This is a genomic window from Marinobacter sp. GH_1, assembly GCF_048595985.1.
In the GTDB taxonomy this organism is placed as follows: domain Bacteria; phylum Pseudomonadota; class Gammaproteobacteria; order Pseudomonadales; family Oleiphilaceae; genus Marinobacter; species Marinobacter shengliensis.
Genome location: NZ_CP184460.1, coordinates 772,120 through 798,338 on the forward strand (window position 1 = coordinate 772,120; position 26,219 = coordinate 798,338).

20 protein-coding genes are annotated in these 26,219 nt (G+C 56.5%); 13 read left to right on the plus strand and 7 right to left on the minus strand.

Translation table 11 applies throughout. From position 1 onward, the window contains the following. The first annotated feature begins 121 nt into the window (after positions 1-121). The 3 genes from ACNSOI_RS03605 (at position 122) to ACNSOI_RS03615 (ending at position 4,303) form a co-directional block, all read left to right on the plus strand. Positions 122-652 (plus strand): RNA pyrophosphohydrolase, encoded by a 531-nt coding sequence (locus ACNSOI_RS03605; RefSeq protein WP_061332397.1) that lies wholly within the window; start codon positions 122-124, stop codon positions 650-652. 12 nt (positions 653-664) lie between these two features. Next, positions 665-2,971, plus strand: coding sequence for a phosphoenolpyruvate--protein phosphotransferase (ptsP, locus tag ACNSOI_RS03610; RefSeq protein WP_061332396.1), 2,307 nt, complete (start codon positions 665-667; stop codon positions 2,969-2,971). 90 nt (positions 2,972-3,061) lie between these two features. Next, positions 3,062-4,303, plus strand: a complete 1,242-nt coding sequence (locus tag ACNSOI_RS03615) for a patatin-like phospholipase family protein (protein WP_061332395.1) — start codon at positions 3,062-3,064, stop codon at positions 4,301-4,303. Positions 4,304-4,376: 73 nt separating this feature from the next. On the opposite strand, the gene hslU is transcribed toward ACNSOI_RS03615, so the two are convergent. The 6 genes from hslU to ACNSOI_RS03645 form a co-directional block, all read right to left on the minus strand. Then, on the minus strand, positions 4,377-5,708 hold the full coding sequence (hslU, locus tag ACNSOI_RS03620; RefSeq protein WP_420195150.1) for an HslU--HslV peptidase ATPase subunit: 1,332 nt from the start codon (positions 5,706-5,708) through the stop codon (positions 4,377-4,379). A gap of 11 nt (positions 5,709-5,719) precedes the next feature. Then, on the minus strand, positions 5,720-6,250 hold the full coding sequence (hslV, locus tag ACNSOI_RS03625) for an ATP-dependent protease subunit HslV (protein ID WP_058090075.1): 531 nt from the start codon (positions 6,248-6,250) through the stop codon (positions 5,720-5,722). A 258-nt stretch (positions 6,251-6,508) separates the two neighbouring features. Then, complete coding sequence (locus tag ACNSOI_RS03630) at positions 6,509-7,156, minus strand: SPOR domain-containing protein (RefSeq protein ID WP_420195151.1); 648 nt, start codon at positions 7,154-7,156, stop codon at positions 6,509-6,511. Positions 7,157-7,163: 7 nt separating this feature from the next. After that, positions 7,164-8,849 carry an arginine--tRNA ligase gene (argS, locus tag ACNSOI_RS03635; protein WP_420195152.1) on the minus strand — a complete coding sequence of 562 codons (1,686 nt, stop codon included), beginning with the start codon at positions 8,847-8,849 and terminating at the stop codon, positions 7,164-7,166. A gap of 140 nt (positions 8,850-8,989) precedes the next feature. After that, the gene (locus ACNSOI_RS03640) at positions 8,990-10,795 is read right to left on the minus strand and encodes a hypothetical protein (RefSeq protein WP_138438146.1); all 1,806 of its coding nucleotides are present in this window, start codon (positions 10,793-10,795) and stop codon (positions 8,990-8,992) included. Positions 10,796-10,899: 104 nt separating this feature from the next. Further along, positions 10,900-13,065, minus strand: a complete 2,166-nt coding sequence (locus ACNSOI_RS03645; RefSeq protein ID WP_420195153.1) for a primosomal protein N' — start codon at positions 13,063-13,065, stop codon at positions 10,900-10,902. Positions 13,066-13,297: 232 nt separating this feature from the next. On the opposite strand from ACNSOI_RS03645, the gene rpmE reads away from it, so the two are divergent. Both rpmE and ACNSOI_RS03655 read left to right on the plus strand, forming a co-directional pair. Then, positions 13,298-13,519 carry a 50S ribosomal protein L31 gene (gene rpmE, locus ACNSOI_RS03650; RefSeq protein ID WP_061332390.1) on the plus strand — a complete coding sequence of 74 codons (222 nt, stop codon included), beginning with the start codon at positions 13,298-13,300 and terminating at the stop codon, positions 13,517-13,519. Between the two features lie 216 nt (positions 13,520-13,735). Beyond that, positions 13,736-15,001 carry a malic enzyme-like NAD(P)-binding protein gene (locus tag ACNSOI_RS03655; protein ID WP_420195154.1) on the plus strand — a complete coding sequence of 422 codons (1,266 nt, stop codon included), beginning with the start codon at positions 13,736-13,738 and terminating at the stop codon, positions 14,999-15,001. 93 nt (positions 15,002-15,094) lie between these two features. On the opposite strand, the gene ACNSOI_RS03660 is transcribed toward ACNSOI_RS03655, so the two are convergent. Next, on the minus strand, positions 15,095-17,623 hold the full coding sequence (locus ACNSOI_RS03660) for a penicillin-binding protein 1A (protein WP_420195155.1): 2,529 nt from the start codon (positions 17,621-17,623) through the stop codon (positions 15,095-15,097). A 238-nt stretch (positions 17,624-17,861) separates the two neighbouring features. Between ACNSOI_RS03660 and ACNSOI_RS03665 the strand changes: the two genes are divergently transcribed. From ACNSOI_RS03665 to ACNSOI_RS03700, 8 genes are all read left to right on the plus strand, one after another. Next, entirely contained in the window at positions 17,862-18,926 is a 1,065-nt protein-coding gene (locus ACNSOI_RS03665) for a pilus assembly protein PilM (protein ID WP_420195156.1), read from the plus strand. Further along, on the plus strand, positions 18,926-19,489 hold the full coding sequence (locus ACNSOI_RS03670) for a PilN domain-containing protein (protein ID WP_106693178.1): 564 nt from the start codon (positions 18,926-18,928) through the stop codon (positions 19,487-19,489). The genes ACNSOI_RS03665 and ACNSOI_RS03670 overlap by 1 nt, the downstream gene beginning before the upstream one ends. Beyond that, positions 19,489-20,100: a type 4a pilus biogenesis protein PilO gene (locus ACNSOI_RS03675; RefSeq protein ID WP_072678328.1), complete on the plus strand. Its 612-nt coding sequence runs from the start codon at positions 19,489-19,491 to the stop codon at positions 20,098-20,100. The genes ACNSOI_RS03670 and ACNSOI_RS03675 overlap by 1 nt, the downstream gene beginning before the upstream one ends. Positions 20,101-20,102: 2 nt before the next feature. Further along, positions 20,103-20,645, plus strand: a complete 543-nt coding sequence (locus ACNSOI_RS03680; protein ID WP_420195157.1) for a pilus assembly protein PilP — start codon at positions 20,103-20,105, stop codon at positions 20,643-20,645. 69 nt (positions 20,646-20,714) lie between these two features. Further along, on the plus strand, positions 20,715-22,778 hold the full coding sequence (pilQ, locus tag ACNSOI_RS03685) for a type IV pilus secretin PilQ (RefSeq protein WP_420195158.1): 2,064 nt from the start codon (positions 20,715-20,717) through the stop codon (positions 22,776-22,778). A gap of 123 nt (positions 22,779-22,901) precedes the next feature. After that, positions 22,902-23,486 (plus strand): shikimate kinase AroK, encoded by a 585-nt coding sequence (gene aroK / locus ACNSOI_RS03690; protein ID WP_058090087.1) that lies wholly within the window; start codon positions 22,902-22,904, stop codon positions 23,484-23,486. Next, the gene (aroB, locus tag ACNSOI_RS03695) at positions 23,461-24,549 is read left to right on the plus strand and encodes a 3-dehydroquinate synthase (RefSeq protein WP_420195159.1); all 1,089 of its coding nucleotides are present in this window, start codon (positions 23,461-23,463) and stop codon (positions 24,547-24,549) included. Before aroK ends, aroB begins: the two co-directional genes overlap by 26 nt. Before the next feature lie 43 nt (positions 24,550-24,592). Beyond that, the gene (locus ACNSOI_RS03700) at positions 24,593-26,131 is read left to right on the plus strand and encodes an AAA family ATPase (RefSeq protein WP_420195160.1); all 1,539 of its coding nucleotides are present in this window, start codon (positions 24,593-24,595) and stop codon (positions 26,129-26,131) included. Positions 26,132-26,219 lie beyond the last annotated feature (88 nt).

The following is a 26,219-nucleotide window of genomic DNA, read 5'->3' on the forward strand; positions in this document are numbered from 1 at the left end:
CATGACCTGCCGCTAACGGCTCCGTTTGCCGAAGCCTTGGGATTCTGTAAGAATGAGAGCAACTTGGACAATTTTCGCCGGTTAAAACTTAACCGGTGCCGACTTTAATGAGGACTGTGCCGTGATCGACTCAGACGGTTTCAGACCCAACGTCGGAATCATTCTGGCCAACCACAGGGGAGAGGTTCTCTGGGCAAGGCGAATAGGGCAGGACTCCTGGCAGTTTCCACAAGGTGGTATCAAGCACGACGAATCACCGGAGGATGCGCTTTATCGGGAGCTTGGAGAGGAAATCGGCCTGAGTGCCAGCGATGTGGAAATCATCAGCTGCACCCGGGGCTGGCTGCGTTACCGGCTTCCGAGGAGGATGGTACGCCATAACTCGCACCCCGTTTGTGTGGGGCAAAAACAGAAATGGTTCCTGCTGAGGATGATGTCGCCAGACGCGCATGTGCGCGTGGATGGTACCGATTCACCGGAATTCGACGGGTGGCAGTGGGTAAGCTACTGGTATCCGTTAGGACAAGTAGTTTCATTCAAGAGAGAAGTGTATAGGCGCGCGCTGAGAGAACTGGCTCCCAGGCTGTTCCACAACATGGAACAGTGGCAACGGAGTGAGCAGAACCGGCGTTTGAAGGAACACCAGAAATGACGGACTGACTCCATGCTGAGCATCCTGCGAAGTCTAGTACAAGAGGTAAACAGCGCCCGCGATTTGCAGGAGGCGCTGGATATCATTGTCTCGCGGGTGCAAAAGGCCATGAATACCGAGGTCTGCTCCGTCTATCTTTTAGATCCGGCATCCAACCGTTACATCCTGATGGCTACCGAGGGTCTTTACAAAGACTCTGTTGGAAAGGTCAGTCTTGCTTATTCTGAGGGCCTGGTGGGCCTGGTAGGCTCCCGTGAGGAGCCTATCAATCTTGAAGACGCCCCTGCCCATCCCCGCTATCGTTACTTCCCGGAGACGGGTGAGGAACGCTTCCGTTCATTCCTGGGCGTGCCCATCATTCACCATCGCCGGGTACTGGGCGTGCTGGTGGTTCAGCAACGGGAGAGCTCCCGTTGTTTTGATGAGGGCGAAGAGGCGTTCCTGGTCACGGTCTCTGCCCAGTTGGCGGGTGTCATTGCCCACAGCGAGGCCACCGGGGCCATAAGCGGCTTGTCATTGACCGGGGAAGAAACCCAGGATGTCAGTTTCAATGGTGTGCCGGGCTCCCCTGGTGTCGCGATTGGTACTGGTGTGGTGGTGTATCCGTCCGCCGATCTGGATGTGGTGCCGGAGAAACCGACCGAGAACATCGAGCAGGAACTGGAGCTGTTCCAGTCTGCCGTGCAGGCCGTTAGGGAAGACATCGAGCGGGTAGCGAACCGCCTGGCCTCGCAACTGCGCCCCGAAGAACAGGCCCTGTTTGACGTTTACCTGCGGATGCTGGATGACGGTGCCCTGCCAGGCGAAGTTGCGATCAAAATTCGCGAAGGCATCTGGGCTCAGGGTGCTTTGAAACAGGTGGTGCAGCAGTACATCCGTCATTTCGAGATGATGGATGATCTTTACCTGCAAGAGCGGGTGGTGGATATCCGGGATCTCGGCCGGCGGCTGCTGTCCCATATGCAGGAAGGCGAGCAAAAGCTTCAGGAATACCCGGAGCACACGGTACTGGTCAGTGAAGAACTGACGCCAGCCATGCTGGGCGAAGTGCCGAAAGGGCAACTGGTTGGCCTTGTGTCCGTCAAAGGGTCCAGTAACTCCCATGTGGCCATACTGGCCCGCGCCATGGGTGTGCCCACGGTGATGGGGCTGGTGGATATTCCGGTCAACCAGCTGGACGGCCGCGAACTGGTGGTGGACGGCTTTGAAGGGCAGATTTTTGCCTCGCCGTCATCGGATCTTCGCGCTTTCTACCAGGCCATCTGTGAGGAAGAAGACGAGCTGATCCGTGGGCTTGAGGTGCTGCGGGACAAGCCCTGCGAAACCACCGATGGCCATCGGGTGTCGCTGCTGGTAAATACCGGCCTGATGACCGATGTGGTGCGCTCGCTGTCTCACGGGGCCGAAGGCATTGGGCTGTATCGCACCGAAGTCCCGTTCATGATCAAGGACCGCTTTCCGTCTGAGCAGGAGCAGCGGGAGTATTACCGGGAACAACTGGAAGCCTTTGCGCCTAATCCGGTGACCATGCGTACTCTGGACATCGGTGGTGACAAAGCCCTGACCTATTTCCCGATTGAGGAGGAAAACCCCTTTCTTGGTTGGCGGGGCATCCGGGTTACCCTGGATCACCCCGAGATCTTTCTTGTTCAGGTGCGGGCCATGCTGAAGGCCAGCGAAGGCTTGAACAACCTGCAGATCATGCTGCCGATGATCAGCAACATTTCCGAGGTGGAGGAATCCCTGCACCTGATTTACCGGGTTTATCACGAAGTGCGCGAAGAAGGCTACGACATCCACATGCCCAAAGTGGGTGTGATGGTGGAAGTGCCGGCTGCCGTTTACCAGATTCGTGAACTGGCTGAGCGCGTGGACTTTCTCTCGGTGGGTTCCAACGACCTGACCCAATACCTGTTGGCGGTAGATCGCAACAACCCGCGTGTTGCCCAGCTTTACCATTCCTATCATCCGGCCGTTTTACAGGCATTGGTGCGCATTGCCCAGGATGCCCACTCCGTGGGTAAGCCGGTGGGCATCTGTGGCGAGCTGGCCGGCGACCCGGGTGGCGCGTTGCTGTTAATGGCGATGGGCTATGATTCCCTGTCGATGAACGCGGCCAGTCTGCCGAAGGTGAAATCCGTTATCCGCAGCATTGATCGGGAGTGGGCTATCCAGTTGCTGGAAGATGTTCTGCTGCTGGATTCCCCCCACGTCATCAAGAGCTGTGTCGACCTGGCCCTGCGTAATGCCGGGTTTGGCCGGTATTTGCGACCGGTGAAATCCTCCAGCGCTGCGATGGCAGAGCAGGCGGTTTCCTGACCGACTGTGACAGTAATAGGGTGCTTACTCTAAAATCCGTTGATAGGTTAGTAACGTAATTCTTACTGCAGTACCTACGAAGGACAGGCTATGACCAAAGCGACCGAGCTCAAGCCAGCACCGCGCATTGGCCTCGCCCTTGGGGGCGGTGGGCCACTGGGTGGCATTTATGAGATCGGAGCGCTAAGGGCGCTGGACGAAGCCCTGGATGGCCTGGATTTCAACAACATCGATGTTTATGTCGGGGTTAACTCTGGCTCCTTTGTGGCGGCTAACCTGGCCAATCAGATGACCACGGCCCAGTTGTGTCGTATCTTCGTGCGCAATGAAGCCGAGGTTCACCCGTTCCACCCGGAAGTATTCTATCGCCCTGCATTCCGGGAGATTGGTAGTCGCTTGCTGGCGGTTCCCGGTTTGTTGTCTTCGGCTGTCAGCCGTTTTATCAATAACCCCTACGACCAGAGCCTTCTGGAAGCCTTGACCATTCTGGCCCAAGCCGCGCCAGCCGGGTTGTTTGATAACGAGGGGCTGCACGAATACCTGCGGCGGGCGTTTACCATGCTTGGCCGCACCAACGATTTCCGTCAGCTAAAGCGTAGCCTGTACGTGGTGGCTGCGGATGTGGAGAGCACGGAAGCGGTGTGCTTTGGTGCCCCGGGGTATGACCACGTACCCATTTCCAAGGCGGTCCAGGCCAGCACGGCTTCGCCGGGGCTGTATGTGCCGGTCGACATCGATGGTCGTTACTATGTGGACGGCACCTTGCGTAAGGGGTTGCATGCCTCGGTCGCCTTCGAAGACGGCGCCGATTTGGTGCTGGCGGTGAACCCTCAGGTGCCTATCGACGCCAGCGCAGCGGTGCGTGCAGGCACCATGAAGCCTGGCGACCTCACGCGCTCAGGCATGCCCAACCTGTTGTCCCAGACGTTCCGCACCATGGTCTACTCACGGATGCAGTCCGGTATTGCCCAGTATGGTCGTGACTACCCGGACAAAGACATCCTGCTGTTCGAGCCCACCCGGGACGACGCCAAGCTGTTCTTCTCCAACGTGTTCAGCTTCCAGAGCCGGCGGATGGTGTGCGAACACGCCTATCAAATGACGCGTAGAGATCTGCTGAACCGGGCCGATGAACTGGAGCCAAAACTGCTCAAGTACGGCATCAAACTGCGTCGGGATCGCCTGGAAGACGAACAACGCACCATCAGCACCAGCCTGTATGGCGAAATGCTGCCCTTGTATGTGGCCAAGGGGCGCAAGAAGCAGGCGGAGAAGGGCAAGTTAGCCGCAAGTATCGGCAACGTCACTCATTTGTTCTCGAAAGCCCAGTAAAAAAAGCGCCAGGGTACAAAAAAGGCCGGATGCGTTAAACACATCCGGCCTTTTCAGTGTCGGGCGAAGCCGGTTACAGAATATACCGGCTCAGGTCCTCGTCTTCAGACAACTCGCCCAGCTTCTCATCGACGTACTCCGCAGTAATCTCGAAGCCATCCGTTACCTTGTCACCGGCATCGAACGACAGGCTTTCAAGCAAGCGTTCCAGCACCGTATGCAGGCGACGGGCACCGATGTTCTCGGTGGTTTCGTTCACCTTGAAAGCCACCTCTGCGATCCGCGCAATGGCATCTTCGCTGAAGTTGAGCTTCACGCCTTCGGTGCCCATCAGGGCTTCGTATTGCTGCACCAGAGAGGCGTCTGGTTCGGTCAGGATGCGTTTGAAGTCGTCCGGTGTCAGCGCCTGGAGTTCTACCCGGATCGGCAAACGCCCCTGCAGTTCCGGGATCAGGTCTGACGGCTTGGACAGGTGGAAGGCGCCGGAGGCGATAAACAGAATGTGATCGGTGCGCACCGCGCCATACTTGGTGCTGACCGTGCTGCCTTCAATCAACGGCAACAAATCACGCTGAACGCCCTCGCGGGAGACATCTGATGAAGTGTTCTCGGAGCGTTTGGCGACTTTGTCGATCTCATCAATGAACACAATGCCATTCTGCTCAACCGCATCAATGGCCTTGTGCTTGATCTCTTCCTCGTTCACCAGCTTGGCGGCTTCCTCATCCTTAACCTGCTTCATGGCATCCGCCACTTTCATCTTGCGGGTCTTGCGCTTGTCAGATGACAGGTTGGAGAACATGCTCTGAAGCTGGTTGGTCATCTCCTCCATGCCAGGAGGGGCCATGATCTCAACGCCGGCGCCGCCACTGCGAACGTCAATCTCGATTTCCTTGTCATCCAGCTCGCCTTCCCGCAATTTCTTGCGGAACATCTGGCGGGTGGCGGAATCGTTACTGGCGCGCTGGCTGTTTTCGTTGAAATCCCGGGCTGGTGGCAGCAAGGCATCCAGAATACGGTCCTCGGCGGCATCCAGGGCACGGTTCTCGTGGCGTTTCATCTCCTTCTCGCGGAGCAGTTTCACCGCCATATCCGCCAGGTCCCGGATAATGGATTCCACATCCCGGCCCACATAGCCCACCTCGGTGAACTTGGTGGCTTCCACTTTCAGGAACGGCGCATCCGCCAACTTGGCCAGGCGCCGGGCGATCTCGGTTTTACCCACGCCGGTGGGACCAATCATCAAAATGTTCTTGGGAGTGATTTCGTCACGCAGGCTGCTGTCCAGCTGCATGCGGCGCCAGCGGTTACGCAGGGCAATGGCTACGGCACGCTTGGCTTCATCCTGACCCACGATGTGTTTATTGAGCTCGTGGACAATCTCACGGGGAGTCATTGCAGACATGGTCGCTCCGGTCAGTCTTTGAAGGACAGCACTTCCAGAGTGCGGTTCTGATTGGTGTAAATGCAGATATCACCGGCGATCTCGAGCGCCTTTTCGGCGATTTCATGCGCACTCAGGTCGGTATTTTCAAGCAGCGCACGAGCCGAGGCCTGGGCAAACGGGCCACCGGAGCCAATGGCAATCAGCCCTTGTTCAGGCTCGATGACATCCCCGTTACCGGTAATGATCAGCGAGGCGGTTTTGTCGGCCACGGCCAGCAGGGCCTCCAGCTTTCGCAGAGCGCGATCGGTACGCCAGTCTTTGGCCAGCTCTACCGCAGCCCGGGTAAGATTACCTTGGTGCTTCTCCAACTGGGCTTCAAAACGTTCAAACAAAGTGAACGCGTCGGCGGTACCGCCGGCAAACCCGGCAATCACCTGGCCGTTATAGAGCCTGCGAACCTTACGGGCATTGCCTTTCATGACGGTGTTGCCCAGAGAAACCTGGCCATCGCCGCCCATGGCGACTTCATCGTCCCGACGGACGGAAACTATGGTAGTCATTTTGGCTCCAGTTGCCTGATGTAAAAGTGTCTTGGAGCTTTATGGAGGCTTCTGGCGGGAATTCAAGAGGGCCGGCTTGAGGTGGAGGACAGGTTTGCGGGGGTGCTTTTCAAAACACGCTGTGAATACGTCCATGTACGCTCTGCTCCGCCATCCATGGCTCCGCAAGGTTTTGAAAAGCACCCCCGCAAACCTGTCCCAATCTCCGGCGCGGTTATCTTTTCGAGTGATTCCAGAGTCGGCGGGCTTACAAGAAATTTAACCTTCGCGCGGAATTTTCCGAACCAGCGGCTGAATATTAATAGAAACCAGCTTATCCACCGCCGCATTCATCTGGCTGCGAGACTCAAATGGCCCCACATTCACCCGATACCACACACTGCCACTTTCCAGATCAATGCGCTGAACCTGCGCTCGCAAACCCTGGAACGCGATCTGAGCCCGCTGCCGTTCGGCATCCGCCTGGCTGCGGAAAGAGCCGGACTGGACAATATAATTGAAGTCCTGCTGAGCAGGGTTGGGGGAGTACTCCTGAACCTTAGGGGGCACCACTTCTGATTCCGGCAACATATCGTAGAACCGGAAATTCTGCTCCCGTGGCCGGCTTGGCTCCTGCTTGGCGGTGCTGGGCGCGGGTGTTGTGGGCTGGGCAGACTGCTGTGCGGGTTCGCTCGGCCTGGCGGATTCCTGGCCTGTAGGCAGTGTGTTGAGATACACGATAAAGCCGACAAAACCACCCACCGCAGCCAGAGACAGAATCCATTTGAACGACAGCGCCCCGTGCTGGGAGTGCGATGGCGCACTCCGCTTGGCGGGGGAGGCTTTACGGGGCTTCGGCGCTGGCTTTCTGGACGAAGCCGCTCCTTTTCCCGCAGGCCGGTCTTTCTTGGCGTAGTCTCTGGCCATGGTCTTTTTACATCTCCTCTGGCGCACTAACGCCCAGCAAATCCAGGCCGTTGGCGATCACCTGGCGCACGGCCAGATAAAGGCTGACACGGGCATCCCGCAGGGAGGTATCTTCAATCAACACCTTGTGGGCGTTGTAATAGGTATGGAACTGGCCGGCCAGCTCACGCAGGTAATGGGTGAGGTGGTGCGGCTCCCGCTGGGTGGCGGAGTTGGCAATCAGCTCCGGATACTTGGCCAGCTGATTGGCCAGTTCTTTCTCTTCGTCCAGGGTTAACAGGCTGAGATCGCCAACACATTCGGTCATGCCCCGTTGTACGCCCTCGGCTGCGAGCTTACGCAGCACGCTGCAAATACGGGCATGGGCATACTGGATGTAATACACCGGGTTTTCATTGGTCTGGGAGCGGGCCAGGTCGATATCGAAGGTCAACTGGGAATCGACACGGCGCGCGGCCAGGAAGAAACGGGTGGCATCGCGGCCGACTTCGTCGATCAGGTCCCGTACGGTTACGTAGCTGCCGGCCCGCTTGGAGATTTTCACTTCCTGGCCGGAGCGGGTCACCATCACCATCTGGTGCAGAACGTAGTCCGGCCAGCCCTGTGGGATGTCGGCTTTCAGTGCCTGCAGGCCGGCGCGCACACGGGTCACGGTGGAGTGGTGGTCTGCACCCTGTTCGTTGATCACGGTGGTAAAGCCACGCTGCCACTTGTCCAGGTGATAGGCCACATCCGGCAGGAAGTAGGTGTAGCCGCCATCCTTTTTACGCATAACCCGGTCTTTGTCATCGCCAAACTCGGTGGTTTTCAGCCACATGGCGCCGTCTTGCTCGTAGGTGTAGCCGTTGGCCTTCAGGCGCTCAACGGTGGCCTCCACCTTGCCGTCCTCGTACAGGGAAGATTCCAGGAAATACACATCGAACTGAACGCCAAAGGCTTTCAGGTCCAGGTCCTGCTCCCGGCGCAGGTAGGCCACGGCAAAGTCGCGGATGGCGTCCTGGTCGTCCGGGTCGGCCTTGGCGGTCACTTCCCGGTCATCGGCAATCACCGTTTCGCCGGCCATATAGGCGTTGGCCACGTCGACAATATAGTCGCCCCGGTATCCGTCTTCCGGCCAGCTTTCATGCTCCGGGGTCAGGCCTTTCACGCGGGACTGAACCGACCGCGCCAGATTGTTGATCTGGGCGCCGGCGTCGTTGTAATAAAACTCACGGGTAACGTCGTAACCGTTGGCTTCCAGCAGGCGACACAGGCAGTCGCCAATAGCGGCACCGCGGCCATGGCCCACGTGCAGGGGGCCGGTGGGGTTGGCCGACACAAACTCCACCTGAACCTTCTCACCTTTGCCCGAGTTGTTACGGCCAAACTGTTCCGCTTCGCCCAGGATGGTATTCACTATTCCGAACGCGCTGGCGGTGCTCATGAAAAAGTTAATAAAGCCCGGCCCGGCAATCTCCACCTTCTCCACCGCTGAACTCTCCGGCAACGCCGCCACCAGGGCCTCGGCCAGCTTTCGCGGCGGGCAGCCAGCCGCCTTGGCGGCCATCAGGGCAATGTTGCAAGCGTAATCGCCATGGGATTTGTCCTTGGTGTTGCCAACCTGGGGGGTAAAGGTCTGGTCAGCCGGCAGAGTGCCTTCAGACTGCAGGGCAGCCAGTGCGGACTGGAGAAGCTCGGATACGGTCTCTTTCATGCGTCAGATGACTCGGTTTTCAGGAAATGGATACAGGGCAGGGCGCCCGCTGAAATCAGAAGAGGCGTATTATCGCGGAAAGTTTGGGTGTAAGCAAAAAGCCCGGCGCTGGGGCCGGGCTCTGTTAGGAAAATTATTGATTAATCAGTAATCGGTGCCTGTAGCGTGAAAGGGTCGCCGTTAAATGGTGCTGGAGGAGTCACTTCGACGGTGAAGGTGCCTGTAGATGATGTGCCGTCGGCCTCGACCGTTACGCATAGCTCGATCGGTGTTGTCCTGTATGACGTGGTGGACGTGAAGCTGGTTGGATCAACCAATGTTCCGTTTGTTGTCGCGAACGAAACATCGGTGCCTCCTGGCGGTGGGCCTGCAACTGTAGTGCCCAAGTCGTCGTTCCAAAACATGCCGGCAACCTGTGCGCATACAAGTCCTGGCGCGACCGGCGTTGTAAACGTGATCATGATGTCGTCACTGGCAAGGAAAAGTTTGCCTGTTTGCGTGATTTCCAGCAGAGAGCTCGTACAGTTCTCTTCCGTCACGCAGGCTGTTCCGTTATAGATGCCGTTGGGCGGGTCATACTGGCCATTGTTGTTGTAATCGAAATACTCTTCACCAGGGTCGTAAACGCCGTTTTGATTTCTATCTAGAAACGCTTCCCCCAAATCATCTGCAACTGTGTTGAATTGATCTGTCCCGAAAGTATATTGTCCGTCACTGTTAACATCGCGGAAGCTCTCCTCACCAACGGTTCGAGCTAGTATTAAAACAACGCCGTCTGAGCTGCGGGGGTTCTGGCTGATCCATTCAATTGAGCAAGCACCATCAACTAGGGTGCACTCGCTTTGAACAGATCCAGCGTTGGTGAGAAAGTTAACTACAGCATCTCTGACCCTGTTGTTGTTTCTGTCTGCGGCGCGAATAGTAATTGGGACCTCAATACCATCGTAGTTGCGGGCGTTTGGAAGAAAATTTTCTTCAATAGAGATCGAAAAACTGTCTTGGTCTGGGATTGCTGCACTGATAGATATAGGGGCGGAAGTGGTTTGGATCGTCGCGCCTGAGTCGGTGGTGTGACTTGCGGTGACGCTTACAACACCGGGGACGGAGCCGGCATTTACTCGTGTTGTAGCTACCCCATTGCCATCAGTTTCGACTGATTCACGTGAAAGCGAGATGCCTCCTACTGTTGTGGAAAGCCTGAATCGGACCTCCTTGCCGGTTGTAATCGGCTCACCACCATTCGCAGTAAGTCTGAAAGAGACTTCTGAGACACTTGGTCTGGAAGCGTTCGAATTTCCGCTTAAAGCAATTGAATCTGGTACAACACTAACAAATTCAAGCTCGCCTACTTGAGCTGAGGCCACTGAGAGTACGACGGTCGCACTCGCGCCATTATCCAGCCTTGCGGTAATTGTGTCGGAGCCCTCACATGCAGCATTATAGTTAAACGTAAATGAGCCAGAGTTAGAGGTGATCAATCGGTCGAAATCAGCATTTTGGCAAAGCGAAGAGATTGCTGCCGAAGTCGGTTCTGCGTTGTAAATGGTGTTTCCGGTTCGCGCATCAACCACGTTGAATTCGAGACGTGCAGAACCCCCAAAAGACAGCTCTGTCGCAGAAGCCTGAATTCGACCCGACTGGAAGCTAGAGCCGCTGCCGCTTCCAAGCTCAAGGACAGCTGTTTGGGCCCCATCACCGTTGCCCGTTCCTCCATTATTCCCGCCGGTCCCACTGCCACCGGCCAGAGGAGTGGAGTTTTCATCTCCCCCGCAAGCGGCCAAAACAAAAGCCAGCGACAACGCTGACGCACGCGCAAGGAATTTCCCTGACATTTTTATATCTCCAGTTTTCGTTACAGCAAAAGCCTTTTCGCTGCGCATTCCCTGCACGAGAACCGCAACCTCAGGTGTTGTTACAGCTTTATTAGGTAGTTTGCTGAAAATCATAGCACAGTCGGCGCGAACGCAATGCTTACGGGTGCGGATTTCTGCAAAAGATTGTAACGATTTGCAGGTTATCGACTGCGTCACATTTTTGTTGGCTGAACAGGTTAGCCGGTTTCCTGCGGATCTACATCAACCACCCATCGGGTACTGGAGGGCAGCCTGGCCTGGTCCAGGTATTGGCAGAGTTGTGTCAGCACGCGGTTCAGGTGGCCACGGCTATCGCTGCACAGAATCAGTTGGGCCCGGTGGCGGTCTGCTTTGCGGGCGATAACGGCAGGTAACGGGCCCCAGATTTCGATGCCGGGGCTCTGCGCCATGGGTTTCAGGGTGTCCAGAAGTTGCAGGCTGTTTTGCATGGTGTCGGCTTCGGCCCGTACGATCGCCATAGCGCGGTAGGGTGGCAGGGCGCCTGTTTCACGCTCAGCTAGGAGTTGGTCTGCGATTGCAGCGTAGTTGCCCCGGCACAAGTTGGTGAGAAGCGGGTGGTCGCTGTGGCAGGTCTGGATCAGCACTTTTCCTGGTTTGTCGCCCCGGCCGGCGCGGCCACTGACCTGCAGTAGGGTCTGTATCATCTGTTCCGGCGCCCGGAAATCAACACTGAACAGGCCGCCGTCGGCGTTTACCACGCACACCAGGGTGACGTTGGGGAAGTCGTGGCCTTTGGCCAGCATCTGGGTGCCGACAAGAATGCACGGCTCACCAGTGTTCACTCTTTTAAGGATGGCTTGAATGCTGCCTTTACGCTGGGTGCTGTCGCGGTCTACCCGCACGATTGGCGTGTCCGGAAATTGCTCGGCAAGGGTATCTTCGGTGCGCTCGGTGCCCTGGCCAACCGGTTTGTAGTTTTCACTCTGGCATTTTGGGCAGGTGTGGCTGGCAGCCATCTGGAAGTCACAGTGGTGGCAGCGCATGGCGTGGTCGCGGCGGTGGTAGGTCAGGCGGGTGTCGCAGCGTGGGCATTCTTCAAGGTGGCCGCAATCAAAGCACATCATCACAGGGGCAAACCCCCGTCTGTTGACGAAGACCAGCGCCTGCTCGCCCCTCGCAAGCGTTTCTTTGATCGAATTCAGGGTCGGGCGGGACAATCCCGCTTCAAGTGGCCGGCTTCGGATGTCCAGTAATTCAAGCTGGGGCGGCTTCGCGTTGCCGGCCCGTTCTTCCAGTCGAATCAGTTGGTATTTGCCCTGTTGCGCGTTATGCCAGGATTCCAGGGACGGTGTGGCCGAGCCGAGAATCACCGGGCACCGGTTCAGGTGAGCGCGGTAGACGGCAACATCCCGCCCGGAATACCGGAAACCTTCGCCCTGTTTGTAGGAGTTGTCGTGCTCCTCATCGACGATGATGGTGCGAAGGTGGCTAAAAGGAAGCAGTACTGCCGAGCGGGTGCCGATCAGGATCACCGGTTCGCCATTGCGGATTTTCAGCCAGGTGCTCAGGCGCTCACCGTCATTCAGGGCAGAGTGCCATACCTGAATGCGGTTGCCGAAGTAGCGGCGAAAGCGGGCGAGTGTTTGTGGTGTCAGGTTGATCTCGGGTACCAGTACCAGTGCCTGCTCGTTCGCGTTGAGGTGCGTTTTTAAATAATGAAGGTAAAGTTCGGTTTTACCGCTACCGGTTATTCCATAGAGCAGGGTGGCAGAGAATTCGTGTGTGTGCTCCGGCATCTGAGCTGACGCTGCCTGTTGGGCGGCGGACAGGGTCGGGGCCGGCAGGTCTTTGGTGGCCGGCGCAGTTATGGCTTTGGCGCCCTCGGTGATCAGATCTTTCTGTTGCAGATTGCGAATCTGGGCCCGGCTGAAGCCGGATTTCACCAGCGCGCTGGAGCTAATGCCGGGTGATTCCTTGATGGCATTGAACAGGGCGACTTGCCGATGTGCGTTGGCTGGTAAGACGGCCTCTGTTGCTGCCGGGTGCCAGCTTTCATCCGCTTTCTCCTGAGCGGGGCGACCTCTTCGCAAGGCTGGGGGGAGAGCAGTGAACAGGCATTCCCCCAATGGATGCTGGTAATAATCGCTGGCCCAGGTCAGCAGTTTGAAGGTGTTCTCTGGCAGGGCTGGCCAGGCTTCCAGTGTGCCTTTGATGGCCTTCAGGTTGACGCCGGGCGGGGGCTCAACGCCAATCTCTACTACCAGGCCAGTCAAAGTCTGGCGCCCGAAAGGCACGGTAACCCGCTGGCCAGGTGCGAGCTCAAGGCTGTCGGGAATCAGGTAGTCAAACAGGCGCCGCAGGGGGCGGTTCAGGGCGATGCGGGCGATAGCTGGCCGTGTCACGGTATCTGCGTATCCTGATGGCGGGCCTTCTGGCGCCGGGCGTTGTGTTCTGGAGTCTTGTGAGGAGTCAAGATACTTGCCTGTGGCCGGGTTTGTCAGTAAGATTCGCGGTCTGTTTATGGCCGGGCATGATTGTGCACGGTCTTTCCAATTGATTCAAACATGCGGTGCCTGGCATGTAGGCCGTTTTCGGCGGGTGATCAGGTAGCGGCATGACCGACAGAGGTTCGCCATGAAAGAAGGTATTCACCCGAAGTACGAAGACATTACCGCCACCTGTTCATGCGGTAACGTGATCAAGACTCGCTCCACTGTAGGCCACGACCTGCAGCTGGACGTATGCTCCCAGTGCCACCCGTTCTACACTGGCAAGCAGAAGGTTATGGACACCGGCGGTCGTATTGATCGGTTCCAGAAGCGTTTCGGCAGCCGTATCGGCGGCAAGAAAGCCTGATCTGCACCGAAATGTTGCAAAAAAGCGCCTCAGGGCGCTTTTTTTGTGTCTGGACGTCGGTTTTTTCGATGTCTTATACGCAAAATGCACTATTGACTGGTCATAAAATATTCGGTTTTGGCTTGTCGTTTCGGGGCGGTCGCGCCATAATGTCGCGCTCCGTTGGGCGAGCCCCGGCGGTTATTACCTTTAAACGTGACAAACGGAACAGTGGCAATGTCTCAAGATCTGAAAGAAGCAGCCCTTGAATATCACGCCAAACCGCGGCCGGGTAAGCTGAGTGTTGAAATCACCAAGCCAACCCAAACTGCCCGCGACCTTTCCCTGGCGTACAGCCCCGGGGTTGCCGAACCGGTCCGCGAGATCGCGAAGGACCCCGAGAACGCATACAAGTACACGGCCAAGGGCAACCTGGTAGCTGTGATTTCTGATGGTACTGCGATCCTGGGTCTGGGTAATCTCGGCCCCCTGGCAAGCAAGCCGGTAATGGAAGGCAAGGGCGTACTGTTCAAGCGCTTTGCTGGTATTGACGTGTTCGATATCGAAGTCAATTCCGAAAGCCCGCAAGCGTTTATTGAAACCGTTGAGCGTATCGCGGATACCTTCGGTGGTATCAACCTCGAAGACATCAAGGCACCGGAGTGCTTCGAGATTGAGCGTGCGCTGATCGAAAAGTGCAACGTGCCCATCTTCCATGATGACCAGCACGGTACTGCCATCGTGACTGCAGCTGGCATGATCAATGCCCTCGAGCTGCAGGGCAAGAAAATTGAAGAGGCGAAGGTAGTTTGTCTGGGCGCCGGTGCGGCTGCCATCGCCTGCATGAAGCTGCTGATCAGCTGCGGCATTCGCTCTGAGAACATCTTCATGCTCGACCGTAAGGGTGTGATCCACTCTGGTCGTGACGATCTGAATCAGTACAAGGCGATGTTCGCCAACGATACGGACAAGCGTACACTGGATGACGCCATTGACGGCGCCGACGTGTTCCTGGGTCTGTCTGGTCCGGACCTGTTGAGTGCTGAGCAGCTGGCGAAGATGGCTCCGAACCCGATCGTATTCGCGTGCTCCAACCCGGATCCGGAAATCAGTCCGGAAGTGGCTCTGGCTACCCGCGATGATCTGATCATGGCGACCGGCCGTTCGGACTATCCGAACCAGGTGAACAACGTTCTGGGCTTCCCGTTCATTTTCCGCGGCGCGCTGGACGTTCGTGCAACCGCCATCAACGAGGAAATGAAAGTGGCAGCGGTTCATGCTATCCGTGAACTGGCTAAAGAGCCCGTGCCTCAGGAAATCTGTGCCGCTTACGGTGTCGACAGCCTGGAGTTCGGTAAGGAATACATCATTCCCAAGCCGATGGACGTTCGTCTGCTTGACGTAGTGCCCGCTGCGGTTGCCCGTGCTGCCGTAGACTCTGGTGTGGCGCGCAATCCTTACCCAGCGCACTACCCGCTGAAGTCCATGGACGACATCATCTGATCTGGATGTAGTTGTTCGGCTTCAACAAAAAAACCGGCGGAGATCCCGCCGGTTTTTTTGTGTCTGCCCATTGCCTGGCTCGCCTGCGCCGGATCAGAAAATCTGTCCGGGCAGGCTGTCAGAGTCGTTGGCACCTGACCCGTTGCCGTTGGTGTCCTGTGATAGCGGCGCTGGGGCGTCTTCCTCTTTGAAGATTTCAAAGGTGCCATCCTCTCCAGGGCGTGCCCGTTCGCCGGTTCTGGGGTTGATGCGAATGCTCACAATCCCGTTGGGCCTTGCCATGGTTGATTCCGGTGCGCCTTGCATGGCGGTTTTCATGTAGTCAACCCAGATTGGCAGAGCTGTGCTTGCGCCAAACTCCCGTCGGCCGAGGGGGGCGGGCTGGTCGAAGCCTACCCACACTGTTGTTGCAATGTCGTGATTGAAGCCGGCAAACCAGGTGTCTTTCTGTTCATTCGTTGTTCCGGTCTTGCCTGCCAGGTCTTTGCGGTTCAGCGCCAGTGCGCGGCGACCAGTGCCGCGACGGACCACGTCCTGAAGAATCGTGTGCATGATATAAACCGAGCGTTCGTCGGCCAGGCGTTTCATCACGCGTTTTTCCGCAGACTGCTGAGCGCTTGCCGGCAACAGAATGCCATCCGTTTCCGGTGTGTCGCTGTTGCTCTCTGTGAGCGGGCCTTCACTGACGTTATCTGTCAGTTGCTGTTCGCAGTCGCTGTCGCAAAGTACGGTTTCAGGTGCCTCGTAGACAACGGTGCCATCCGGTTCCTGGATGGTTTTAATCAGATACGGTTCCACGTCATAACCGCCGTTGGCGATAACGGCGAAGCCGCGCGCCAGCTCCATTGGCGTGAGCTGGCCAGCCCCCAGGGAGAGAGACAAGTTGGCTGGCATGTTGGCGGTCGGGATCTTCAATTGATCCAGATAGTTCAGTGTTTGGCGAATGCCCAGATCTCTCAGCAGCCGGATTGAAACCAGGTTGCGCGAGCGATAGAGGCCTTCCCTGAGTGTCGTTGGGCCATAAAACTGGCCCGATGAATTCTGGGGGCGCCAGGCGCCTTCGAGTTCTGAGTCCTCAAATACGATGGGTGCATCATTGTAAATGGTTGCCGGTGTGCGGCCGTTCTCCAGGGCAGAGAGGTACAGGAAAGGCTTGAACGTAGAACCCGGCTGGCGGTTAGCCTGGGTTGCCCGGTTGTATTTGCTCTGGCTAAAGCTGTAGCCGCCGGCAAGGGCCTCAATGGCGCCGGTTTTTGCCGACAGGGAAATCACTGCGCCTTCCACCCTCGGGGCCTGAGAGAGCGCAACCTGCAGTTCAAGCCGAGGCTCGTTGCCGTCGGTTTCAGGGGTTTGCTCCTGAATTTGCGGCAGTTGCGTTACCTTCACATAGACCACGTCGCCGACATTAACGACATCGGATGGCTTCTCCGGGGCTGGTCCTGTCAGGTTCTCTGTGCGGTATCGCTTAGCCCAGGTCATGGTTTCGAAGTCCATTTTTCCCGGACCGAGGTGGCGGGTGTGAACCCTTGCTGCGCCCTCATCATCGTTGACTGAGGTGATCACTGCAGGGATGAGGCCTTCTACCCTCGGGTAGTTGAGTAGCTGATTGGACAGCTCTGCTGTAGACATACCGGCAACGTCAAACTGGCCGATGGGGCCACGGAAGCCGTGACGCCGATCGTAGTTTTCAAGGCCGGTGCGAAGGGCTTCCGTTGCCGCTTGTTGTTTGGTTCCGTCAACGGTCAGTGTCACGCTGTAGCCATCATTGTAGGCGGCTTCACCAAAACGGCGAACCATTTCCGTTCGTGCCATCTCGGCGACGTAATCGGCGTCTACCTCGGCCTCCCGCATGTTGTAGGTAGCGGTAAGCGGGGCTTCGGTTGCTTCTGACCAGTCTTCCTCTGAGATGTAGCCAAGGTCCCGCATTCTTCCAAGAATCCAGTTTCGGCGTATCAGGGCTCGTTCTGGATTGGCCAGAGGGTTGTAGGCAGAAGGTGCTTTCGGCAGTCCGGCCAGCATGGCCATCTGGGCAAGGGTGAGCTCGTCGACGGGTTTGTCGTAATAGACCTGGGCGGCGGCGGCGATGCCGTAGGCGCGGTTGCCCAGGTAGATCTTATTCAGGTACAGCTCCAGGATCTTGTCTTTATCAAGTTCACGTTCGATCTGAAGAGCCAGAAGTATCTCATTGAACTTACGAATAAAGGTGCGGTCGCGTGACAAAAAGTAATTTTTTGCAACCTGCATGGTGATCGTACTACCGCCGGACTGGATACTGCCGGTGGACACCAGTTCGATGGCAGCCCGCGTCAACCCTTTGATGTCGACACCGAAATGGTCGTGGAATCGGGCGTCTTCCGCGGCCAGAAAGGCTTGTAACTGAATTGTAGGGATCTGTTCGATTGTGATCGGTGCCCTTCTCTTTTCGCCGAATTCTGCTATTAATCTGTTGTCTGCACTGTATACCCGAAGCGGCGTCTGAAGTTTTACGTCCAGCAACTGGTGAACAGGGGGCAGACTGGGCCGAAGGTATAAATAGAAGGCTGAGGCGATAATAATGGCGACACTCAGGCCGGTGAGCAGGAACCAGGCGAAAACACGAGATGTGCGCAGCAAATGAGACATTTTTTTCTGACAACAGTTGGATATAGGTCTATTATTTGAGAAATTGCTTTAGGAAGGTTAAGTCGCTTCACTGAATGCAAGATCTCTTGAATAACAAAGAGCCTGCATTGTAGACGGAAAACTTGAAGAATTCTCTTACATAAAAAACACATAAAGCGTCTCTGTCATGATTGCCGTATCAGGGATTGGTTCAGAGGCGCCTTAGCCGGGTGCATTAAACCAGGTATAGGGTGAGCGCGTGTTCGGATTGCTAGGAAAAAAATCCAGTGCGGTGCTGGGCGTGGATATCAGCTCCAGCTCGGTCAAACTTCTGGAACTGTCAAGGCATGGCGACCGTTACAAGGTTGAAAGCTATGCGGTTGAGCCGTTGCCGGCCAACGCAGTTGTCGAGAAAAACATCACTGATGTAGAAGCGGTGGGTGAGGTGCTCAAGCGAGTGGCCTCTAAATCCCGTACCGGCGTCAAGCAGGTTGCCGTGGCTGTGTCAGGTTCTGCAGTTATCACCAAGCTCATCCAGATGGATGGCGGCCTCAACGAGTTCGAGATGGAAGACCAGATCACCCTCGAGGCCGATCAGTACATCCCGTATCCGCTGGATGAGGTAGCTATCGATTTTGAGGTGCAGGGTCCGTCTGAGACGAATCCGGACCAGGTCGACGTGTTGCTGGCTGCGTGCAGAAAAGAGAACGTGGATATCCGTGAGGACGCTCTCGAGATTGCCGGCCTGACCACCAAGATTGTCGATGTCGAGGCCTATGCACTGGAAAGGGCGTACAAACTGATCGAGCCCCAGTTGGAGTCCCAGGGCGAAGAGCTGGTGGTTGCCATCGTCGATATCGGCGCAACCATGACCACGCTGAGTGTGCTGGCTGAGGGTAAGACAGTTTATACCCGTGAGCAGATTTTCGGGGGCAAGCAGCTTACCGAGGAAATTCAGCGCCGCTACGGCTTGTCACTTGAAGAAGCCGGCCTGGCCAAGAAGCAGGGCGGGCTCCCGGACGACTACGAACCGGAGGTGCTTACCCCCTTCCGTGAAGCGGTTGTGCAGCAAGTTGCACGCGCTCTCCAGTTCTTCTTTGGTGCCAGCCAGTACAACGCTGTTGATTACGTCGTTCTTGCAGGCGGTACGGCATCCATTCAGGGCCTGACCGAGATGGTGGAGGAGAAGACCGGTACGCCAACCCTGGTTGCGAATCCATTCGCCGACATGGCCGTGGGTTCCAGGGTGAATGCATCAGCCCTGAGCAATGATGCCCCATCGTTGATGATTGCCTGCGGCCTGGCAATGAGGAGTTTCGACTGATGGCAAAGATTAACCTCAGACCATGGCGTGAGGAACTGCGAGCTGAGAAGCAGAAGCAGTTCGTGGTCATGATCCTTGGCGCAGCTATTGTGGCGGCTGGCCTGGCATTCCTCTGGAAGTCGGATATGGACAGCCGGATTGCTTATCAGCAATCCCGAAACGCCTATATTGAAACCGCTGCAAAACAGCTTGATCAGCAGATCAGAGAGATCGAGAACCTCAAGCGCCAGCGCGATGAGTTGTTGGCTCGGATGCAGGTAATCCAAGATCTCCAGGGCACACGTCCGGTCATCGTTCGGGTGTTTGATGAGTTGGTTCGCACCTTGCCTGATGGCCTCTTCTACACCGATCTGAAGCGGACGGGAGAACGCATCGAAATCGTGGGTATGGCGGAGTCGAACAGCCGTATATCCAATCTGATGCGTCAGTTTGATGACTCTGACTGGTTCACCAATCCCAATCTCACCAATGTGGCTGCAGCCGACGCTCGTCGTGCAGGTTACAGCCAGTTCAACCTGTCTGTTCAGCAGCAGACACCAGAGCCCGAAGGGGAGGATAATTAATGAGCCTCGCGGACTCACTCAAGAGCTTGAACGAATTTGATATCAACGACCTCGATATCAATAATGCCGGTATCTGGCCTGCACCGATAAAAGCAATTGTTGCTCTGATTATCTTTGGCCTGATTCTTGGCGGCGGATACTGGTTCTTCATCAAGGATCAGTATGCCCAGCTGGACAGGGTCGAGCGCACCGAGCAGGAGCTCAAGCAGCAATATGAGCGTAAGGCCTATCAGGTGGCCAACCTTGATGTGTTCAAGGCCCAAATGGCTGAGATGGAAGAGACGTTTGGCGCGTTGGTACGCCAGTTGCCCAGTGAGACTGAGGTGCCGGGTTTGCTGGAAGATATCACCAATACCGCATTGGGTAGTGGTCTGTCTCTGCAGCAGGTGGCGCTGCAGCCTGAGCAGCGGCGTGATTTCTACTCGGAACTGCCGATCAATATCCGGGTATCCGGTGCCTATCACGAGTTGGCGACATTCGTCAGCAGCGTGGCAAGCCTGCCACGGATTGTGACGCTGCACGATTTAACCATTCAACCAATTGGCGGTGATGGCGAACGGCTTGATATGCAAGTTGTTGCGCGAACCTACCGCTACCGGGCTGGAGAGTGAGCATGACAGGAAAGCATGCGGTAAAAGCCTGGCTGGGTGTGTGTCTGGCGTCTTTGTTGACGGCTTGTTCCCAAGGCAACGGTTTCTCGGATCTGGACAAGTTCATGGCCGATACCCGGGCGAAGCCCCGGGGGCACGTGGAGCCCCTGCCAGAGTTCAAGGCTTATGAGGCGTTCAGTTATTCAGCAGCCGATCGTCGTGCCCCCTTTGAGCCGCCTGTTGACGTTCAGTTGACCATGGTGGACGACGAACCGGTCAGTGACGTCGAGCCAGATCTGGACCGGCCGAGAGAGGTTCTTGAGAACTTCGATCTTAAATCTCTGACCATGGTTGGTACGCTTCAGGGTGTCGGCGGCGGATTGTTTGCATTGATTCGTGACGGCAGTGGCGGCATCCACCGGGTGCGAAGCGGAAATTATATGGGTCAGAACTACGGCCGGATTGTCGGTATCAGTGAAACCCGCATTGAATTGATTGAAATCGTTCCAAATGGCCGGGGTGGCTGGGTCGAGCGCCCGCGTTCCCTGTCTTTGGATGAAGGATAAGGCCGGGAGCGATACAGGATGAACGAAAAAAACATGCACGAACAAAATGGTTTAAGGTCGAGGCTAGCGATGTTCAAAAAACTCAATGTCTGCGTGGGCGTGATTGCCATCGGGTTATGGAGCAGCCTGGCCAGCGCGGTCACGCTGGAAGACGTGTCGTTTTCGTCGCTGCCGGGAGAACGCCTGGAAGTGACCATGAAATTCGATGGGCCACCGCCCGAGCCTACCGGGTACACGATTGAGCGCCCGGCGCGCATCGCTGTGGACCTCAAGGACACCACCAGTGGGCTTAACCAGCGGAGTATTCCGCTTGGGTCCGGCAATGCGCAAAGCGTGACCGTGGTGGAAACCAAAGATCGCACTCGGCTGATCTTCAATCTGGTGGAATTGACTCCCCACGAGACAGTTCGTCAAAACAATTCGCTGGTCATGACTATTGGCGGCGCCAGTGGAGCTACGGCCACTGCGGCAGCTTCCCAGCAGCGCCAGTCAGGATCGACGGCCGCTGCCTCCTCCAATGCCCTTGCAGGCGTGGACTTCCGCCGGAGCAAGGAAGGCGAGGGGCGCGTCATCGTTGATCTTGGAAGTGCCTCTGCGGCGGTGAATCTGTCTGAGCAGGCTGGTCGCATCCGGCTGACCATGCCGGGGCTGGATGTCCCTTCAGATCTTCGTCGTCGACTTGATGTTACAGACTTTGCCACTCCTGTTACCCGGATCGATACTTTCGTTGAGGACGGCAATGCGGTGGTTGAGATTCGCCCGGAAGGCAATTATGACTATATTGCCTATCAGTCAGGTCGCGAGTTTACCGTTAGCGTTGAGAAACTTACTGAAGAAGAGGCGGAGACCCGTCGCGAAGAGAAATTCCCGTACACCGGCGACAAGCTGTCCTTGAACTTCCAGGACATCGAAGTACGTTCGGTTCTCCAGTTGATTGCCGACTTTACCGGCCTGAACCTGGTGGCCAGTGACACCGTTGGTGGCAGCATTACCCTGCGGTTGCAGAATGTACCCTGGGATCAGGCGCTTGACCTTATTCTGAAGACCAAGGGGCTGGACAAGCGTCAAATTGGCAACGTTCTGCTGGTGGCTCCGGCAGAGGAAATCGCCGCCCGCGAAAAGCTTGAGCTCGAGACCAGTAAGCAAATCGCCGAACTTGCGCCGGTTCGCCTGGATATTATTCAGGTGAATTACGCGAAAGCGGCAGATATTGTGGCGCTGATTCGCGCGGATGAAGAGTTGATTTCATCCCGCGGCTTTGTGTCTTCAGACGTTCGTACCAACACGATCAGCGTTCGGGAAACCCAGCAGAAGCTGGAAGAGATCCGTCGCCTAGTGGGCACCTGGGATGTGCCGGTTCGTCAGGTATCCATTGAGGCTCGTATCGTTCGCGCCCAGACCAATGTGGCTGAGAATCTTGGGGTTCGCTGGGGCGGCGCCGCTTACGATGTCAGTGGTAATGATGTGATCAGCATTGGCGGATCGCTGGGTACACTCCAGGAGGCGCGTGATGCTGCAGCCGGCGGTAGTGGCGCAATTTCCTTCCCAGGGGCGCTGGGTGTTGATTTGGGTGTTTCTGGTGACGGTGCTTCATCTTTCGCTATCGGCTGGGGAAGCGATGACTTCCTTATTGACCTGGAACTTTCGGCTCTGGAAACAGACGGTCGCGCCGAGGTTGTCTCTCAGCCGCGCGTGGTAACAGCCGATCGACAGAGTGCTTCCATCAAGTCAGGTGAAGAGATTCCTTACCAGGAAGCGACGTCCAGCGGCGCGACTAACGTAGAGTTCAAAGAAGCCGTGCTATCTCTGGAGGTGACCCCGCAGATCACTCCGGACGACAAGATCATTATGGATCTGGTCGTGAACCAGGATTCCCGGGGCGAGGTAACGGCTGGTATACCCTCTATCAACACCAACTCCGTGACCACCCAGGTCTTGGTAGCCAACGGAGAAACTGTTGTATTGGGCGGTATCTTCCAGTCGGAAGTGGCGACACAAACCACCAAGACGCCGTTCCTGGGAGATATTCCCTACCTCGGCCGTTTGTTCAAGCGTACGGAGCACATTGATGAGCGCAGCGAGTTGCTGATCTTCATCACACCCAAGATCATCAAAAACGATCTGATTCAGTAATCGCTCCGCACATAAAAAGCCGCCGCTAACCCCGGCGGCTTTTTTCTTTGTATCGGCCTCCGGCTTATGGAATGTCTTGCCCTGTGCTATTCTCACGCGCTTGAACCCTGTTGAGCGGAAATTATGTCTTTGCCCGAACGTGTTGTCCTGGTCGGCCCTATGGGAGCCGGAAAAAGTACGATTGGCCGTATGCTCGCCAAAGAGCTGGGTTATCGTTTTCTTGATTCAGACCGGATAATCGAAGAGCGGTGCGGAGCCAATATTCCCTGGATATTCGATGTCGAGGGAGAAGACGGATTCCGGCAGCGCGAAACCGCCATGCTGGATGAGCTTTCAGAAACGCAGGGAACGGTATTGGCGACCGGAGGTGGTGCGGTCATGCGCCCGGAAAACCATGCATTGTTGCGGAAAAATGCAGTGGTGATCTATCTCAAAACGTCGATTGAGCAGCAGGTAGAGCGCACCCGAAAAGATCGAAATCGCCCCCTGCTTCAGAACGATGACCCCGAGGGTGTGTTGAGAAGGCTGTTCGCAGTCCGGGACCCGCTATACACCAAGCTCGCTGATATCGTGATGTTCACCGATCGCAAGAGTCCGCGATTGGTGGTGCGCCAGCTGGTGAATCGAATCAATCCCAAAACCCCAAGACACAAACGGCAGAGACGGAAAGAAGGTCGTCAACATGTACCAGGTACTCAAAGAGCTTAAAGTAGAGCTGGGTGACCGCAGTTATCCCATTGTTATCGGCCAGGGGTTGCTGGGGGCTTTTGACTTGACGCCCTGGGTTTCGGGCAGTCAGGTGATGATTGTCACCAATGAAACGGTAGCGCCTTTGTATCTTGAGCGAGCGAAGGCCTGCTTCCCCGGAAAAACCATCGACGTGGTGACGCTCCCGGATGGCGAGAAGTTCAAAGACTGGCAGACTCTGAACCTCATCTTCGACCAACTGCTGGAACGCCGGCACTCCAGGAAAACCACGCTTGCGGCCCTGGGTGGTGGTGTGATCGGTGATATGGCGGGGTTCGCAGCGGCCTGCTACCAGCGAGGTGTGCCGTTTATCCAAATGCCCACGACCCTGCTGTCCCAGGTGGATTCATCCGTTGGCGGCAAAACCGGGATCAATCATCCATTGGGCAAGAACATGGTTGGCGCTTTTCATCAGCCGAACATCGTCCTTATTGATACCGACTCGCTCACTACGCTGCCCCCCAGGGAAGTGTCGGCGGGGCTGGCCGAGGTTATAAAGTACGGTCTTATTCGTGATGTACCGTTTCTGGAATGGTTGGAAGGCAACATTGAAGTGTTGGTTCGGTTAGAGCCTGAGGCAATAGGTGAGGCCATTTTTCGTTCCTGTCAGTGCAAGGCAGACGTGGTCGCCGCTGACGAAAGGGAAGGGGGCTTACGGGCAATCCTGAACCTTGGCCATACCTTCGGTCATGCCATCGAAACCTATGCAGGCTATGGAAGCTGGCTCCATGGCGAGGCTGTGGGAACCGGGATGATGATGGCTTCTGATCTGTCTCGGAGGGAAGGTATGATCAGCGCTGATGATCATCAGCGGGCGGTGGCTCTGATACGCCGGGCGGGCTTGCCCGAGAGGGCACCGAAAGGCATGACGCCGGACGATTTCATGTCTCTGATGGCGGTTGACAAGAAGAATGTGGATGGCAACCTTCGCCTGGTTTTGATGCGCGCTTTGGGCGATGCCTTCGTAACCGCTGATGCTTCGCCGGATAATCTCAGAGAGACCTTGTTGGAATTTATCGATTAAGCGTCGTATCACGCAGTGATTGAGCAACGGGCAGGGATGAGTTGTGACCCAGGATAACCTGAACGCGATAGACAGTGGCGGATTGTTTCCCCGCCTCCAGCAACGCTACGGCTTGCGCGATAATCCGCTGGACATGGAGACGCCGTTCTTCCCGGACGCCATGCGCCACCATGCACTGGAGTCACTGCGTCATCTCTGCGGTTTCGGGGATATGGCGCTGCTGGTAACGGGTGCGCCAGGTGCTGGCAAAACGCGGATACTCACGGAGTTGGTTCGCAGCGAATCATCGCGTCTCGATTTTCATCGTATCCCCACGGCAGCTTTGACCAGCGCCCAGGCATTGGCTCGCGATCTCCGGAAAATTGCCCGCTCAGGTGTTCCGGCAGGGTCGGAGCCCCGGGAACTGGCTTACCAGTTTTTCCGCTGGTCCGAAGCGCGCGCCCAGCGTGGGCAGCGCCTGGTGTTGATCCTGGATGATGCCGACCGAGTGGCGCCTGAGCTGCTGAATCTTCTCCTCTCCGGTTTCCTTGCCGCTGATCGATCATTGGCCGCTGCGCTGGTATTTTCTGGCGCGGACGGGTTGCAGGACCAGTTCCGGGCTGAAGACCTTGCCGCCCACATCCACCATATCAGCCTCCCACCATTAACCCGTGAAGAAATTTTTGCGTTTCTTGAGCCCCGGGTTCATCGGGCCGGCGGGCGAAAGGAAGAACTACTCTCGCCCCCACGTGTCAAGCAACTTCATGCTCTGAGTCAAGGCAGCTTCGGACGCCTGAAACGGGTTGCTCCCGGTATCTGGCTTGATATGGTTGGGCCACAAAGTCGTGCAGTGGCACGCAACTGGCCCCCCCTTGCCTCCTTGCGCTGGCCGGCTTTGGCGCTGGCGCTGTTACTGGTGTCGTGGTGGTTTGTAGCGCGGCAATATGATGAATCTGTCGCGGGCTCTGCTGCTGTGGAGCCCCGGAACGAGACTGTTCGCAGGAGCATCACTATTGGTCCTGAGGTGGGCGAAGCAGGGAGGGACACAGTGGAATCTTCTACCCTTGAAGTCCTTCCTGAAACGGAAGTACCGAACAGGCATGACACAGAAGATTTGGTCTTGACGAGATCGGAGGAGCTCATAGAAATTGCTCCTGAACCAGAACCAGAACCAGAACCAGAACCAGAACCAGAACCAGAACCAGAGCCAGAGCCAGAACCTGAACCTGAACCTGAAGCTGAACCTGAAGCTGAATCTGAATCTGAACCTGAGCCAGAGCCAATAGCGGAACCGGATTCGGAGCCGGCTTTTACCCCGGCGAGGCCTGAAAACTTTGTGCCTCTGGCGGAGCTGAGACAACGTGAAGGTTGGACTCTCCAGCTCGTCGCTGGTAATCAGGAGCGCACGATTTTGAATGTTCTTGATCGCCAGCCAGATGATGCGCAACTGAGTTACACGCTCGGAGAGCGTCAGGGTCAGCCCTGGTTTATGCTGGTGTATGGCCAGTATCCAAACCGCGAATCTGCCCGGGAGGCATCCGGGCGATTGCCCTCTGCCCTGGGGATTACGGAGCCCTGGGTGAGGTCCTTCGAAAGTTACTAGGCGCACCTTTTTGGTGCGCCTCGGGCCTGTTCAAGCCGTAAAACTGCGAAAAAAATTGTATACGTAGTTTCACGTGTGTAAAATCGCT